Origin of the sequence: Listeria sp. LM90SB2 (assembly GCF_028867355.1) — a bacterium.
GTDB lineage: Bacteria > Bacillota > Bacilli > Lactobacillales > Listeriaceae > Listeria > Listeria monocytogenes_B.
Map to the genome: position 1 here is coordinate 941,635 of NZ_CP046449.1, position 14,954 is coordinate 956,588.

Annotated in this window: 17 protein-coding genes, 2 tRNA genes and 1 pseudogene; all 20 read left to right on the top strand. The window is 38.4% G+C overall.

All coding sequences use genetic code 11. The features are described 5' to 3' along the window. Positions 1–18: 18 nt before the first annotated feature. The 20 genes and pseudogenes from alr to celB all read left to right on the top strand — a co-directional run bounded on the left by alr (position 19) and on the right by celB (position 14,890). A complete protein-coding gene (gene alr, locus GL301_RS04560; protein ID WP_003724815.1) occupies positions 19–1,125 on the top strand; it encodes an alanine racemase in 1,107 nt (368 codons plus the stop codon). A gap of 205 nt (positions 1,126–1,330) precedes the next feature. Further along, positions 1,331–1,609, top strand: a complete 279-nt coding sequence (locus tag GL301_RS04565; RefSeq protein WP_003724816.1) for a CopG family ribbon-helix-helix protein — start codon at positions 1,331–1,333, stop codon at positions 1,607–1,609. Between the two features lie 3 nt (positions 1,610–1,612). After that, complete coding sequence (locus tag GL301_RS04570; protein WP_003743775.1) at positions 1,613–1,960, top strand: type II toxin-antitoxin system PemK/MazF family toxin; 348 nt, start codon at positions 1,613–1,615, stop codon at positions 1,958–1,960. Positions 1,961–2,210: 250 nt separating this feature from the next. Further along, positions 2,211–3,047, top strand: coding sequence for an RsbT co-antagonist protein RsbRA (locus GL301_RS04575; protein ID WP_003724817.1), 837 nt, complete (start codon positions 2,211–2,213; stop codon positions 3,045–3,047). Positions 3,048–3,052: 5 nt separating this feature from the next. After that, positions 3,053–3,409 carry an STAS domain-containing protein gene (locus GL301_RS04580; RefSeq protein WP_003721457.1) on the top strand — a complete coding sequence of 119 codons (357 nt, stop codon included), beginning with the start codon at positions 3,053–3,055 and terminating at the stop codon, positions 3,407–3,409. A gap of 2 nt (positions 3,410–3,411) precedes the next feature. Next, complete coding sequence (locus GL301_RS04585) at positions 3,412–3,822, top strand: anti-sigma regulatory factor (protein ID WP_003740514.1); 411 nt, start codon at positions 3,412–3,414, stop codon at positions 3,820–3,822. Positions 3,823–3,838: 16 nt separating this feature from the next. After that, positions 3,839–4,842 (top strand): annotated as a pseudogene (locus GL301_RS04590) (PP2C family protein-serine/threonine phosphatase). A 149-nt stretch (positions 4,843–4,991) separates the two neighbouring features. Further along, positions 4,992–5,336, top strand: coding sequence for an anti sigma b factor antagonist RsbV (rsbV, locus tag GL301_RS04595; protein ID WP_003721460.1), 345 nt, complete (start codon positions 4,992–4,994; stop codon positions 5,334–5,336). Next, positions 5,320–5,793 carry an anti-sigma B factor RsbW gene (gene rsbW, locus GL301_RS04600; protein WP_274758841.1) on the top strand — a complete coding sequence of 158 codons (474 nt, stop codon included), beginning with the start codon at positions 5,320–5,322 and terminating at the stop codon, positions 5,791–5,793. The genes rsbV and rsbW overlap by 17 nt, the downstream gene beginning before the upstream one ends. Continuing rightward, positions 5,771–6,550, top strand: a complete 780-nt coding sequence (gene sigB, locus GL301_RS04605; protein WP_003724821.1) for an RNA polymerase sigma factor SigB — start codon at positions 5,771–5,773, stop codon at positions 6,548–6,550. The genes rsbW and sigB overlap by 23 nt, the downstream gene beginning before the upstream one ends. Beyond that, positions 6,551–7,150, top strand: a complete 600-nt coding sequence (locus GL301_RS04610; RefSeq protein ID WP_003724822.1) for a PP2C family serine/threonine-protein phosphatase — start codon at positions 6,551–6,553, stop codon at positions 7,148–7,150. A 204-nt stretch (positions 7,151–7,354) separates the two neighbouring features. Further along, positions 7,355–8,986, top strand: coding sequence for a SulP family inorganic anion transporter (locus GL301_RS04615; protein WP_003724823.1), 1,632 nt, complete (start codon positions 7,355–7,357; stop codon positions 8,984–8,986). 70 nt (positions 8,987–9,056) lie between these two features. Further along, positions 9,057–11,234, top strand: a complete 2,178-nt coding sequence (locus GL301_RS04620) for a Tex family protein (protein WP_003727108.1) — start codon at positions 9,057–9,059, stop codon at positions 11,232–11,234. Next, on the top strand, positions 11,234–11,701 hold the full coding sequence (locus GL301_RS04625) for a SprT family protein (RefSeq protein ID WP_003724825.1): 468 nt from the start codon (positions 11,234–11,236) through the stop codon (positions 11,699–11,701). Before GL301_RS04620 ends, GL301_RS04625 begins: the two co-directional genes overlap by 1 nt. A gap of 52 nt (positions 11,702–11,753) precedes the next feature. Further along, positions 11,754–11,826 (top strand) — tRNA-Asn (locus GL301_RS04630). A gap of 3 nt (positions 11,827–11,829) precedes the next feature. Then, positions 11,830–11,917 (top strand) — tRNA-Ser (locus GL301_RS04635). A gap of 152 nt (positions 11,918–12,069) precedes the next feature. Continuing rightward, positions 12,070–12,510: a riboflavin biosynthesis intermediates N-glycosidase gene (locus GL301_RS04640; protein WP_003724826.1), complete on the top strand. Its 441-nt coding sequence runs from the start codon at positions 12,070–12,072 to the stop codon at positions 12,508–12,510. Between the two features lie 15 nt (positions 12,511–12,525). Beyond that, positions 12,526–13,011: an SMI1/KNR4 family protein gene (locus tag GL301_RS04645; protein WP_003724827.1), complete on the top strand. Its 486-nt coding sequence runs from the start codon at positions 12,526–12,528 to the stop codon at positions 13,009–13,011. A 54-nt stretch (positions 13,012–13,065) separates the two neighbouring features. Further along, positions 13,066–13,458 (top strand): iron chaperone, encoded by a 393-nt coding sequence (locus GL301_RS04650; protein WP_003721468.1) that lies wholly within the window; start codon positions 13,066–13,068, stop codon positions 13,456–13,458. Positions 13,459–13,603: 145 nt separating this feature from the next. Beyond that, the gene (gene celB, locus GL301_RS04655) at positions 13,604–14,890 is read left to right on the top strand and encodes a PTS cellobiose transporter subunit IIC (protein ID WP_003727104.1); all 1,287 of its coding nucleotides are present in this window, start codon (positions 13,604–13,606) and stop codon (positions 14,888–14,890) included. The last annotated feature ends 64 nt before the right edge of the window (positions 14,891–14,954 follow it).

Genomic DNA, 14,954 nt, shown 5'->3' on the forward strand with positions numbered 1-14,954 from the left:
AAAGGAAAGTGAACAATCATGGTGACAGGCTGGCATCGTCCTACATGGATTGAGATAGACCGCGCAGCAATTCGCGAAAATATAAAAAATGAACAAAATAAACTTCCAGAAAATGTGGATTTATGGGCAGTAGTCAAAGCTAATGCATATGGTCACGGAATTATCGAAGTTGCTAGAACAGCGAAAGAAGCTGGAGCAAAAGGTTTCTGTGTTGCCATTTTAGATGAGGCGTTGGCTCTTAGAGAAGCTGGGTTTCAAGATGACTTTATTCTTGTACTTGGCGCAACTAGAAAAGAAGATGCAAATTTAGCGGCCAAAAACCACATTTCCCTCACTGTTTTTAGAGAGGACTGGCTAGAGGAACTAACCTTAGAAGCGCCACTTCGCATTCATTTAAAAGTAGATAGCGGTATGGGGCGTCTTGGGATTCGTACAACCGACGAAGCAAGGCGAATCGAAACGACAATTGCTAAAGACAATCAACTACAACTAGAAGGTATCTACACGCATTTTGCGACAGCCGACCAACTTGAAACTAGTTATTTCGAACAACAATTAGCTAAGTTCCAAACCATTTTAACGAGTTTAAAAAATCGCCCAACGTATGTTCATACAGCCAATTCAGCTGCTTCATTATTACAGCCACAAATCGGGTTTGATGCGATTCGCTTTGGTATATCGATGTACGGGTTAACCCCTTCCACCGAAATCAAAACTAGCTTACCATTTGAGCTTAAACCAGCCCTTGCACTCTATACCGAAATGGTTCATGTGAAAGAACTCGCACCAGGTGATAGTGTTAGCTACGGAGCAACCTACACTGCAACAGAACGAGAATGGGTTGCAACGTTACCGATTGGCTATGCAGATGGGTTGATTCGTCATTACAGCGGATTTCATGTTTTAGTAGACGGGGAACTAGCCCCAATTATAGGACGCGTTTGTATGGATCAAACCATCATAAAACTACCGCGCGAATTTCAAACTGGTTCAAAAGTAACGATAATTGGCACGGACCATGGAAACACGATAACAGCAGATGATGCCGCTCACTATTTAGATACAATAAATTATGAGGTTACTTGTCTGTTAAATGAGCGTATACCTAGAAAATACATCCATTAGAAGGTAATATTCGTGCTTTTTTTAGAAGAAGCGTTTATAATCTAACATATGAAACTTTATAGCTATATATAGGACTTAAGAGAGTATATCAGCTAGAACTGTAATATTCTTAACAATAAAATGCGAAATAACTCTTTTCTTCAAGGCGTGATAATGGTACGATATAGTTGTTACTTACAGGTACGAGGCTTTGGGGGTGTGACACGTGTTAGAGAAAGAAAAGCGGATGATAATATCCGTAGAACTGACACAGGAAATGATACAAGAACTCGACGTAGTTGTAGAAAAAGAAAAAATGGGGCGGAGTGAAGTTATAATGGAAGCAACGCAACAGTTTTTACAAGAGAAAAGGGCTCGCGAATTAAGAGACGAGATGGAGCGCGGCTATGCAGAAATGGCGACAATTAATTTCGCTATCGCATGCGAGTGTACCCATGTCGAAGCAGAAGCGGAAGACAGGAATATTAGTATTTTAGGAGGTTAATGGCTGATGGTGAAGCGTGGTGACGTATACTACGCGGACCTTTCCCCCGTGGTCGGAAGCGAGCAAGGGGGAATACGGCCTGTTCTCATCATTCAAAATGATATTGGTAATAGATTCAGTCCAACTGTGATTGTGGCAGCAATAACTGCAAAAATTCAAAAAGCAAAATTGCCAACACACGTGGAAGCTACTCGTAAAGATGGCTTTGAGAGAGATTCTGTCATTCTTTTAGAACAAATTAGAACGATTGACAAACAGCGCCTGACAGACAAAATTACACATTTGGACGAAGATTTAATGGCCAAGGTAAACAAGGCACTTGAAGTCAGTCTAGGAGTAGTAGAATTTTAATCCATCCTAAAAAATAACATACAATGATGAATGCAGGACAAAAGGGTCTGACGTAAAATAATAAGTTTAATACATAATGAAATAATTAACTGCTCTGAAGAAACAGTAAGGACATCAGAAACCTACAAACAACGCGTATCAACATACTCGCTAAATTTGTTTCTAATGTCTTTTTTAAAAGGCAGTTAAGCAAACCGCACAATAAGAGAGAAAATTTTGTTAATAGTGGAGAAAGGTTGGAAAATAACTGATGTATAAAGATTTTGCAAACTTCATCCGTACAAATAAAGCAGACTTACTAAACAACTGGATGAATGAAATGGAAAAACAATCAGATCAGCTAATCAACGACATTGCAAAAGAAGCAATGTACGAAGAAACTAGCAAAGAATTTGTGGATTTAATTGTTTCGAATGTAACTGAAAACGGCTCTAAATTCAACGAAAAACTAGATGATTTTGCAGAGAAAGTGGTCCACCTAGGTTGGCCGATTCATTTTGTTACCACTGGCCTACGTGTTTTTGGGCTTTTAGTATATACAGCAATGAGAGATGAAGATTTATTTTTAAAGAGAGAAGAAAAACCTGAAGATGATGCCTATTATCGCTTTGAAACATGGCTTTCCTCCATGTATAACAAAGTGGTCACAGCCTACGCGGATACGTGGGAAAAGACAGTTTCTATCCAAAAAAGTGCACTACAGGAATTATCGGCACCACTTTTGCCAATATTTGAAAAAATTTCTGTAATGCCGTTAATTGGGACGATTGACACGGAAAGAGCCAAGTTAATCATAGAAAATTTATTAATAGGTGTTGTAAAAAATCGGTCAGAAGTGGTTTTGATTGATATTACGGGAGTTCCTGTTGTTGATACAATGGTTGCGCACCATATTATTCAAGCGTCCGAAGCGGTTAGACTTGTCGGCTGTCAGGCGATGCTTGTAGGTATTAGACCAGAAATCGCGCAAACAATCGTTAACTTAGGAATTGAATTAGATCAAATTATCACGACCAACACAATGAAAAAAGGCATGGAGCGTGCGCTAGCCTTGACGAACAGAGAGATAGTAGAAAAAGAGGGGTGAATACTGTGGGGATACCAATCTTAAAGTTAGGTGAATGTTTATTAATTTCTATCCAGAGTGAATTAGATGATCATACTGCGGTAGAATTCCAGGAAGATTTGCTTGCAAAAATCCATGAAACGTCGGCCAGAGGAGTAGTCATTGATATAACTTCCATCGATTTTATTGATTCATTTATTGCAAAAATTCTTGGAGATGTAGTAAGTATGTCTAAACTAATGGGTGCAAAAGTGGTTGTAACTGGGATACAGCCAGCAGTTGCGATTACACTAATTGAACTCGGAATTACGTTTAGCGGAGTACTTTCGGCGATGGACCTTGAAAGTGGTCTGGAAAAACTTAAACAGGAATTGGGGGAATGAACATGACATTCCAATCCTGTGTAAAGATAATTAATGAATGGGACATTGTAGCTGCTAGGCAACTAGGTAGAAAAATATCTAAAGAAATTGGCTTTGGAACCGTTGACCAAGCAAGAATTACAACTGCCATCAGTGAATTAGCTAGAAATATTTTCCTTTATGCTGGACGAGGAGAAATCTGTATCGAAAAAGTAAATGAATCTGGTAAACAAGGGATGATTATTGTTGCCAAAGACAAAGGTCCAGGTATTGTAGACATAAGAAAAGTAATGCAAGATGGTTATACAACATCGGGCGGACTTGGAGCAGGGCTTCCAGGAGTCAAACGTTTAATGGACAGTTTTGATATTGAATCCAGTATTGAAGGCGATTCTAAAGGAACGGTAATTACAACAACGAAATGGGTTCGGTAAGGAGAGCTAGAAAAAAATGGAAAAAGCTTTTGAGGGAAAATACCGTGATATTCTTATTCAGTATTTAGAACATCAAGATGAAGAAATTCTTTATACTTGCGAAAAATTATCCAGAGAAGCTATGGAAGAGCGAGTATCACCAGAAGAAATTGTCCATTTACATCGCTCGGTTCTTGAACTATACGGAAAAGAGTTGCCGGATTTTGTACGATTATCATTTGATGTACTACTAGAAATAATGGTAGGCTACGGCTTAGCTTATATGGAGCATCTTAGTCTAAGAACCGAGCAAAAAGAATTACGTAGTGAAATCGCTCAAGCAGAAGATATGCAAAAAACGTTAATGAAAACAGAGGTACCGGAACACGATGAACTTGATTTTGGAGTTATTAGCGTCGCAGCTAGACAAATGAGCGGTGACTACTATAGCTTTACAGAAGAAGGTGACAAACAAATTGGTATCGCGCTTGCTGATGTTATTGGTAAAGGAATTCCAGCCGCATTTAGTATTTCCATGATAAAATACGCACTAGCTGGAATGACTGGGGACGACAGAAAACCATCTATCGTACTCGAATCATTAAACCAAGTAGCAGAAGAAAATATTAACGACAATATGTTTATCACGATGTTTTACGGGCTTTATCACGAAGATACACATTTGTTTGAATATGGTCAGCCGGACATGAACTGGGCTTATATTACCAACATAAAGAAAACAGCTTTTCTGATTTATACGCCAAAGGTTTACCACTGGGTGTAGATAAAAATGCTGTCTACCGTCAATTTGATAAGAAAATTGAAGTGGGGGACGCTATATTTATTATGTCAGATGGTGTAACAGAAACAAGAACAGCCAATGGTTTTCTTGAACGTGAAGAGTTAACAGAAATTATAGCAGCGCATATTTCATTATCTGCTGAAAAAATGGTTCATGCGATTTATGATCAATTAGTTAAAATGCAAAACTTTGAGTTGCATGATGACTTTACGCTTATTTGTATTAAGCGAACTAAATAAGAAGAAGTGAAGACGTACCTCATTCTTTAGAGAGCATTTACTGGTGAGTAAACGTATTTAAAGAGTGGAGCGTTTTTATTTTTGAATGTTTTAATTTTATTAGTTAGGGTAAAATCGACAGTATACTTAAAATTAGATGGGGTGAAGTGATGAATATTAGTATAGAAATAAAAGAACGTGATACTGACCACATAGACATATTTGTTGCTGGGGAGATCGATGCTTATACAGCGCCAAAGGTAAAAGAAGCACTTGAAGTATATCAAGTAAAAGAGGGTATAGTACTTCGAATCGATTTAACAGAAGTAAGTTATATGGATAGTACCGGATTAGGCGTATTTGTAGGAGCGTTTAAAAGCTTACGTCAACGCCAAAGTGAACTTGTCTTGTTTGGTTTAAGCGACCGACTTTTCCGATTGTTTGAAATCACAGGATTGTCAGATATCATTGAAATCAAAAATGTAGAGGGTGAAATGAATGGCAACAATGCATGACAAAATTACATTACAACTTCCTGCCAAGCCTGAATATGTTAGTTTAGGTAGACTTTCATTATCAGGAATTGCAAGTCGCGCAGGATTTTCTTATGAAGCAATTGAAGATTTGAAAATAGCCGTAAGTGAAGCCATCACTAATTCTGTAAAGCACGCATTAAAAGGAGAAGATGATGGTGAGATTACAGTAGAATATCTTATTTATGAAGACAAATTAGAAGTTCGTGTTTCTGATAATGGAACAAGCTTCGACTTAGAAACCCGTAAACAAGAAATCGGCCCATATGAGGTAGGGGAAGATGCGGAGATGATGCGTATCGGAGGTCTAGGTTTATTTTTAATTGAAACATTAATGGATGACGTGAAACTTTATTATGATGAAGGGGTTTCTGTCGTAATGACCAAATATATTAATGAAAAGCAGGTGGAGGAGAATGCCAAAAGTATCTCAACCTGATAAAGAGGCGAAAGAAAAAGTCTATATATGGATTGCCGCTTACCAAGAAAATGGCGATCAAGACGCCCAATATAATTTAGTTGTTCATTACAAAAACCTAGTAGAGTCTATTGCTCGCAAATATTCCCAAGGTAAATCTTTTCATGAAGATTTAGTTCAAGTTGGAAATATTGGCTTACTTGGAGCTATTAGAAGATATGATGCGACGTTTGGGAAAAGCTTTGAAGCATTTGCTGTACCAACCATTGTTGGCGAAATTAAACGATTTTTACGTGATAAAACATGGAGTGTGCATGTGCCGCGCCGAATCAAAGAATTAGGTCCGAAAATTAAAAATGCCGTAGAAGAGCTGACGAGAGAATTACAAAGCTCGCCGCAAATTAGCGACATTGCTGATTTCATCGGTGTCACGGAAGAAGAAGTTTTAGAAGCAATGGAGATGGGAAAAAGCTACCAAGCGCTTTCTGTAGATCATTCGATTGAAGCTGATTCGGATGGAAGTACAATTACCTTATTAGATGTTGTTGGTGGTACGGATGATGGATTTGAACGTGTGAATCAACGTATGCTCTTAGAGAAAGTTCTCCCTGTTTTAGATGAGCGAGAACAGAAGATTTTGCAATTTACATTTATTGAAAATCGCAGTCAAAAAGAAACGGGTGAACTACTCGATATATCACAAATGCATGTGTCTAGAATCCAACGTCAAGCTATTAAAAAACTTCGAGAGGCGTTGCAGAATGAGGAAGTGGAGTAAATGAACAAGGCAGTTGAATCAAATAATTTATTTGTATTTCAACGTTCTAAAGCATTACAACAATACTGCGGGGATGTTTATTATACCCATGAAGACGAAAATGGTTTTCTGTATGTTCTTTCTGATGGACTTGGAAGCGGGCTCGAAGCTAATAGAGCTGCCAAAGCGACCGTTGATGCCATAAAAGAGGATATCCATGCAGATATTACCGATATGCTCGAAAAAGCGAACCAGGCTGTTTCAGGACTTCGAGGTGCTGCGATAGCTATTATTAAAGGTGACTACTTAACGAAGACCCTTTATTATACTGGTATGGGTAATATTCGTTTTTATATGATTGGGATGGAAGATAAGCTTATTTTTCCGCTTTCTGGCTCTGGATTTTTGTCCGGTCGAAAACAGAAATATCGGTTGCAATCGTTTAAATATAAACCAGGCAGTAAGTTTTTAATGCATTCAGATGGACTTGTTCTTTCTCGCGTTAGAAAAAGCCTAGAATCGCCACTTTGTGTAGTGAAAATCGGGCATTTAATCGAGCGTAATATATTAGATATTCCAACAGATGATGTTACTTTTATGGTTGGGAAATTTCCGGAATAACAAAAACACCTTTTAAATGATTCCTAGTTTAAAAGGTGTTTTTTCTTAATGGACATGAGAACTTAGTCTATTTATGGTATATTAGAATAGAGCGCTAGTTTTTTATACTTCATCATGTGATAAATATCACTTAATAAGCGTGAAGCAATCTTGCTTTGCGTTTTTTCGCGCGGATTAAAATATAAATAAGAGAGAAGGAGCAAATTGAAGAAAGTTTGGTTGAATAGTGTAAAAGATTATACGTGGGCGAGATTTAGGAAAGACTTGCTTGCGGGAATTATCGTGGGCATTATAGCTTTACCACTAGCGATGTCCTTCGCGATTGCATCAGGTGTAAGTCCAGAATATGGGATTTATTCGAGTTTTGTAGCGGGAATAATCGTTTCTATTTTCGGGGGCTCGAAGTTTCAAATTGCTGGTCCAACTGGTGCTTTTATTCCAGTTTTACTAGGAATCGTATTAACTTATGGGTACCAAGATTTACTCGTTGCTGGAATGATGGCAGGGGTCTTACTTTGCTTAATGGGGATTTTTAAAATTGGGACTTTAATTAAATTTATCCCGCGTCCTGTAACTATCGGATTTACAGCCGGGATTGCTGTCACGATTTTTATGGGGCAAGTGGGGAACTTCCTCGGTTTAACAGGTATGGAAAAACATGAATCATTTGTCGCGAATATGAATGAGATCTGGTTACATTTAGATTCATGGAATTTCTATAGTGTGTTCATTTCCTGTATTTGTATGCTTGTCTTATTTATTTTTCCTAAAATTTTACCGAGAATTCCAGCACCACTTATTGGACTTGTGATTACGACGGCGATTGCGATGCTATTTTTCCCGGATGCGCTTCCGACGATTGGGTCAGCGTATGGAGATATTCCGAGTACTTTTCCTCCGTTTGAATTTCCCGATATGACTTTTGCGAATATGAGTAAATTGATTGGGCCAGCTTTTGTTATTGCGATGCTCGGCGGGATTGAATCACTTCTTTCAGCGGTTGTGGCAGATGGAATGACGAATACAAAACACAATAGTAATCGCGAGCTCATTGGGCAAGGTATCGCAAATATTGTAACGCCAATGTTCGGCGGAATTCCCGCAACGGGAGCTATCGCAAGAACGGCAACCAACATTAATAATGGCGCAACTAGCCGTGTCTCTGGCGTTATCCACGGGATTTTCGTTTTACTCACTTTACTTGTACTTGCACCAGTAGCTGTCAATATTCCAATTGCTGCAATGGCACCGATTTTAATGCTAGTTGCTTGGAATATGAGTGAACGAAAAACCTTCCAGCACATTATTAAGTTGAAATCGGGCGATACTTTAGTGCTAATTATTACCTTTTTATTAACAGTATTTGCAAGCTTAACTGTGGCCGTCGAAGTTGGTTTGCTGCTGGCAGTGGTGCTTTTCGCTAAACAAATGGGAAGTTCGATGCAAATTGAAGAAATCGAACCAGAAGGCGCCGAAATTGCTCCTCATTTACACGAGAAAATTAGTATTTTTACTATTCGTGGGCCGCTTTTCTTTGGTGCAGCACAGATTTTCCAACAAAATATTATCAAAGCAATCCATGTTAAACCAAAATATCTTATCTTGCGAATGGGGAAAGTGCCGATTATTGATGCTACGGCAGAAGGCTATTTCCACCAAATTGAAAAAGAATTTTCGAAGCAAGGCGGGCAAATTTTGATTACTGGACTAACAGATAAAGCGAAAGAAAGTTTGAAGGGTAGCGGGCTTTACGACCGAATCGGCGAAGAACACTTCTTTTCCCATACCGAAGATGCGATTCATTATGCGGAAAATGCTTTAAATAAGGGAGACTGATAGCTTTTGTCAGTTGAAACGTAATTATGTTACACTTAGTAGATAATGAAATAATTGGAGGCTATCAAGTATGGAACAAATGCAAGATAAAATAATAAAACTAGTCCAAAAATCGCTAACGTATAAACCAGCGCAAATCAATGCCGTTATCAAATTAATGGAAGAAGGCAACACAGTTCCATTTATCGCGCGGTACCGTAAAGAAATGACTGGTAGCTTAGATGAAGTAGAAATCCGTGATATCGAAGAAACCTTTGAATATGTAACAAAATTAGAAAATCGTAAAGAAGAAATTATTCGCCTAATAGATGAACAAGGAAAATTAACAGACGAACTGAGAGCGGCAATTACCAAAGCGGAAAAACATCAAGCGCTCGAAGATTTATACCGTCCTTACAAACAAAAGAAACGCACAAAAGCAACGATTGCGAAAGAAAAAGGATTAGAGCCGCTTGCTGATTGGCTAATGAGCTTCCCAAGTAACGCGGACCCACTGAAAGAAGCGGCAAACTATATTTCAGAAGAAAAAGAAGTGGAGTCAGCAGAAGCTGCTTTACTCGGCGCACATGAAATCATCGCGGAACAAATCAGTGATGAGCCTAGTTTCCGTGAGTGGATTCGTAACTTTACGCGCAAATTTGGGATGATTGAATCCAGAGCGAAAAACGCCGAAGCAGACGAAAAAGGCGTTTACGAAATGTATTATGAATTTAACGAAATGATTGGCAAAGTAGCAAGTCACCGCATCCTTGCATTTAACCGCGGAGAGAAAGAAGACATTTTACGTGTACAAGTCCAAGTAGATACGACAAAAATTTTCCAATATTTATTTGAAAAAGTTATCCAAAACCGTAATTCTGCAACACGACCATACGTAGAAGAAGCTATAATGGATGCTTATAAACGCTTTATCGGACCGGCAATTGAACGTGAAATTCGCGGTGAACTAACAGAAAAAGGCGAAGAACAAGCCATCCATATTTTCTCCGAGAACTTGCGCAAACTACTTTTACAACCACCTTTAAAAGGAAAAATCATTCTTGGGGTCGATCCGGCTTTTAGAACAGGTTGTAAATTCTCTGTATTAGATCAAACGGGGAAAGTACTAGAAATTGGCGTTGTTTATCCACATACAGCAAAAGCACGCCGTCCGGAAGCCAAACAAAAAATTGCGGAGATTTTATCCACATACAAAGTGGAAGTTATCGCAATTGGTAACGGAACAGCCTCACGTGAAACAGAGCAATTTATTGTGGAAGTGATTCGTGAATCGAAATCGAACGCTTATTATTGTATCGTCAATGAAGCTGGTGCGAGTGTTTATTCAGCGAGTGAAACGGCCCGCGAAGAATTCCCAGACTATCAAGTAGAAGAGCGTAGCGCTGTTTCGATTGGTCGTCGTTTGCAAGATCCGCTAGCTGAACTTGTGAAAATCGATCCAAAATCTGTAGGCGTAGGGCAATATCAACATGACGTAGCGCAAAAACGTTTAAATGAAACACTAACTTTCGTCGTTGAAACGGCCGTTAACCAAGTGGGCGTAAACGTTAATACGGCCTCGGCTTCTTTGTTACAATATGTTGCTGGCTTAAACAAGACAGTCGCAAATAATATCCGTAAATATCGCGAAGAAAACGGCTCGTTCGCTTCTCGTAAAGAGTTGAAAAAAGTACCTCGTCTTGGGGCAAAATCGTATGAACAAAGTATCGGTTTCTTACGTATTTTGGAAGGTGAAAATCCGCTTGATAAAACCGCCATTCACCCGGAAAGTTATAAGGCAGCTGAACAAATTGTAAAAGCAGCTGGTTTCGGATTGAAAGATATTGGTAGCGAGGATTTAAAAGCCGCACTTCAAGCGCTTAGTATCCCAGAAGAAGCAGAGAAATTAAGCATCGGTAAAGAAACCATGCGCGATATCATTGATAATTTAATTGCTCCTGGTCGCGACCTTCGTGACGAACTTCCAGCACCACTTTTAAAACAAGATGTTATTTCGATGGAAGATTTAAAACAAGGCATGGAATTACAAGGAACCGTTCGGAACGTAGTTGACTTTGGCGCATTTGTTGATATTGGCGTGAAACAAGACGGCCTTGTGCATATTTCGAAACTAAGCAATTCTTTTGTTAAAAACCCGATGGATGTCGTTTCAGTAGGAGACGTTGTAACTGTTTGGGTAGATGAAGTAGATACAAAGAAAAACCGTATTGCTTTAACTATGCTTAATCCTAATGGAAGTGTTAAATAATGAATCAAGCAGAATTGCAGCGACACATGGAAGAAGTGTCGCTGCAATTTTTCCAAAAAGAATTTCGTCACCAAGCCGTGTTTAATGCGCGCTTACGAACCACTGGGGGACGTTATTTGCTAAAAAGTCATCATATCGAAATGAACCCCAAGTACCTAGAAAACTTTGGATTAGCGTACTTTATCGGGATTATGAAGCACGAACTATGTCATTATCACCTTCATTTAGAGAAAAAAGGCTATCAGCATCGCGATCAAGATTTCCGTGAGTTATTAAAAAAAGTAGACGCACCGAGATTTTGTGCAACGATACCACGTGAAATTACCATGCATGAATATACATGCAAAAGTTGCGGGAAGTCCTTTTTAAGACAACGCAGATTCAATGTGAACCGTTATCGCTGTGGCAGTTGTGGTGGAAAATTAATACAAACAGGTTCCAAGAAAATTTATACAGAAAACGCATGAAAAGTCTTGCAATTTTGCTAAGTTCTGCGTATACTAGTGGAAGTCAGATAATTCCACAGTAGCTCAGTTGGTAGAGCAATCGGCTGTTAACCGATCGGTCGCAGGTTCGAGTCCTGCCTGTGGAGTTTGGGGAAGTACTCAAGTGGCTGAAGAGGTGCCCCTGCTAAGGGTATAGGTCGCTCGCGCGGCGCGAGGGTTCAAATCCCTCCTTCTCCGTAATAACTTATAAAGACATTGTTTAGGAAACTAAGCAGTGTCTTTTTTTGCGGAAAAATAGCGATAGATTTGCGTCTATATGTATGCTAAAGTTATTTTGAAAGATAAGCTCAAGTTGCAAATAACATAACGTAAATACTCGGAGGTGCAAAATGAAGGTTATCCATTTTTATAGTGAAAATGCGGACTATGGCTGTTTCTCTAATTTCTCTTTACATCCAATTGTCATAGACGGCGTGACTTACCCAACCACAGAACACTATTTCCAAGCACAAAAATTTATAGATAAAAAAATTATTAAAAAAGTAATTAATACGAAAAAACCAATAGATGCAGCAAAATTGGGTAGAAATAGAGACTTCCCACTGCGAAAAGGCTGGGAAAGTATGAAAGACGAAGTGATGTTAAAAGCAATCAGAGCAAAAGTAGCGCAACATTCGGAAGTGAAAGAAATGCTTTTAACCACAGAGAATGCTATTTTAGTGGAACATACGGAAAATGATCATTATTGGGGCGACGGCGGAGATGGCTCTGGAAAAAATCGTCTAGGCAAGATTTTGATGAAAGTCAGAGACGAATGGAACTCTAAATAGTGGGAGGTAGCTTAAATGGAACCAATAAATCATTTTTTTGAATGGGCTAAAAATAATAATTGGCAAGTAGATTTGTCTGCTGTAGAGAAAAACTTGCCAGAGCAGATTTTAAAGAGATATGGAAAGTTGCCAGATGCATATAAGGCCTTTTATAGACAACTTAACCTCTGTAGCAATGTGGGTGACACTTGTTGGTTTTTGTTGGAAGAAGATTTTTTAGAGAATGAGGATGACGCCTTTTCGTGGAATTCTTTTGAACAAATGAGTTTAGAAGCAGCAGAAGGCGATACAAACTTAGAAAATGAAGTAAAACTATTTTGGAATGCACATTTACCAATTATGATGAGTGTTGGCGGTTGTTATGAATATTATGCTATCACTTTAAATGACGGAAATATTGTTCATGGTTCGGAACCAGAGTTTGAAGAAAGTTCGATTGTAGCAGACTCGTTCGCGGATTTTTTACTGAAAATCGTGGCTGGAGAAATAGTGATAAGTTAAAATTAATTAGGAAATTTGCTATAATAAGAAAAACGTTTCAGAAAGGAATCGACTATGGATAATAAACTAGAATTTACAACGATTGATGAATATATTACCCAAGCGCCACCGGAAACAAAAGAAGTGTTGCAAAAAATCAGAGAAACGATTAAAGCAGCTGCACCGGAAGCAACAGAAAAAATCAGTTATCAAATGCCGACTTTTTATTTGGAAGGAAACTTGGTGCACTTTGCTGTTGCGAAAAATCACTACGGGTTTTATCCAGCCTCTAGTGGTATTGCGGCATTCGAATCTAAACTCGGAAATTACAAGCATTCAAAAGGTGCTGTACAGTTTCCAATCAAAGAAGAAGTTCCTTATGAATTAATTAAAGAAATGACACTTTTCCGACTAGCAGAAAATAAACAAAAAGCAGCAGAAAAGCTAGCAAAGAAGAAGAAAAAATAAGAAGGAGACTTTCATTGTGATGATGAAAGTCTTTTTTTGTTCGGTCTTTTATTTTAAAAAGACTAGACATTTAAAATTAAATGAGTATAATAATAAATAGAAAACGTTTTCTTTTTAGAAAAATATCATGTTTGGGGGAAGTAAAGTGAATAAGTTTATGGAGTTACTTGGGGAAAAGTTAATGCCTCTTGCTGCAAAACTAGGAGAGAATAGGTACTTAACCACTTTAAGAGATGCTTTCATGTTGGCATTTCCGCTAACAATGTTTGGTTCGATTGCGGTGGTTTTAATGAATCTACCGTTTTGGAGTGATGAAACGAAGGCAGTTTTACAGTTGTATCTTGGGAATGCCCAAAGCGCCACGATGAGTATTATGACTGTTTTTGTTGTTTTTGGAATTGGATATTCACTATCTAAATATTATAAAGTTGAAGCAATTTATGGAGGGGCAGTTGCCCTTGCTAGCTTCTTGATTTTAACGCCATTTTTCTTTAATAGTCCTGATGGAGAGCTTATTACTGGAGCGCTTTCGTTAGATCGACTTGGGGCAAAAGGTATGTTTATCGGAATGATTACTGGTTTTATTGCTGCAGAATTATATCGATTTTTTGTTCAACGGGATTGGACAATCAAAATGCCTGCAGGAGTTCCACCCGCTGTTGCTAAATCATTTGCAGCACTTATTCCCGCTATCTTAACATTAAGTATTTTTTTAGCAATTAATGTTATGGTACAATTCTTCTTCCATACAAACTTACATGATGTTGTTTATACTGTTATTCAAAAGCCTTTAGTGGGGCTTGGTTCAGGAATTGTTCCAACACTAATCGCTTTATTTTTTGTCCAAGTATTATGGTTTTTCGGACTGCATGGTCAAATCATCGTCAACTCGGTAATGGACCCGATTTGGAATACGTTAATGCTTGAAAATTTAGATGCCTATAAAGCTGGACTCCCATTGCCACATATTATTACGAAACCATTTATGGAAGTCTTTACTGTTGGTATGGGCGGATCTGGGATGACTTTAGCAGTCGTTATTGCACTAGCATTCTTAATGAAAAGTAAGCAAAGTAAAGAAATTGGTCGATTAGCACTTGGGCCAGGAATTTTTAACGTTAATGAACCGGTACTTTTTGGTATGCCAATTGTATTAAATGCAACGATTTTAATTCCATGGATTATTGCGCCTTTGATTGTAACTACTTTGAATTATTTCGTAATGGCAGCTGGTATTGTTCCTGCTCCAACCGGGGTTGCTGTTCCATGGACGGTGCCAATTGTCATCAATGGTATTCTCGCAACCAACTCATGGCTAGGCGGGGCGCTCCAAGTAGTCGATTTCTTCATCGTCCTCATTATCTGGTATCCGTTCTTAAAACTAGTCGATCGGACAAATATTGCGAGAGAATCAGAGGCAGCTATCAAATAAGTTAAATTTTCCTTTTCGATATGCTATAATTTGACTAGAAATGGCTAGACATTTTTAATTCAAG

What these genes read in the sequence shown, in the direction of transcription:
- alr (WP_003724815.1), top strand. Translation starts at nt 19, where the DNA reads ATGGTGACAGGCTGGCATCGTCCTACATGGATTGAGATAGACCGCGCA.
- GL301_RS04575 (WP_003724817.1), top strand. Translation starts at nt 2,211, where the DNA reads ATGTATAAAGATTTTGCAAACTTCATCCGTACAAATAAAGCAGACTTA.
- GL301_RS04585 (WP_003740514.1), top strand. Translation starts at nt 3,412, where the DNA reads ATGACATTCCAATCCTGTGTAAAGATAATTAATGAATGGGACATTGTA.
- rsbV (WP_003721460.1), top strand. Translation starts at nt 4,992, where the DNA reads ATGAATATTAGTATAGAAATAAAAGAACGTGATACTGACCACATAGAC.
- rsbW (WP_274758841.1), top strand. Translation starts at nt 5,320, where the DNA reads ATGGCAACAATGCATGACAAAATTACATTACAACTTCCTGCCAAGCCT.
- sigB (WP_003724821.1), top strand. Translation starts at nt 5,771, where the DNA reads ATGCCAAAAGTATCTCAACCTGATAAAGAGGCGAAAGAAAAAGTCTAT.
- GL301_RS04610 (WP_003724822.1), top strand. Translation starts at nt 6,551, where the DNA reads ATGAACAAGGCAGTTGAATCAAATAATTTATTTGTATTTCAACGTTCT.
- GL301_RS04620 (WP_003727108.1), top strand. Translation starts at nt 9,057, where the DNA reads ATGGAACAAATGCAAGATAAAATAATAAAACTAGTCCAAAAATCGCTA.
- GL301_RS04625 (WP_003724825.1), top strand. Translation starts at nt 11,234, where the DNA reads ATGAATCAAGCAGAATTGCAGCGACACATGGAAGAAGTGTCGCTGCAA.
- GL301_RS04640 (WP_003724826.1), top strand. Translation starts at nt 12,070, where the DNA reads ATGAAGGTTATCCATTTTTATAGTGAAAATGCGGACTATGGCTGTTTC.
- GL301_RS04645 (WP_003724827.1), top strand. Translation starts at nt 12,526, where the DNA reads ATGGAACCAATAAATCATTTTTTTGAATGGGCTAAAAATAATAATTGG.
- GL301_RS04650 (WP_003721468.1), top strand. Translation starts at nt 13,066, where the DNA reads ATGGATAATAAACTAGAATTTACAACGATTGATGAATATATTACCCAA.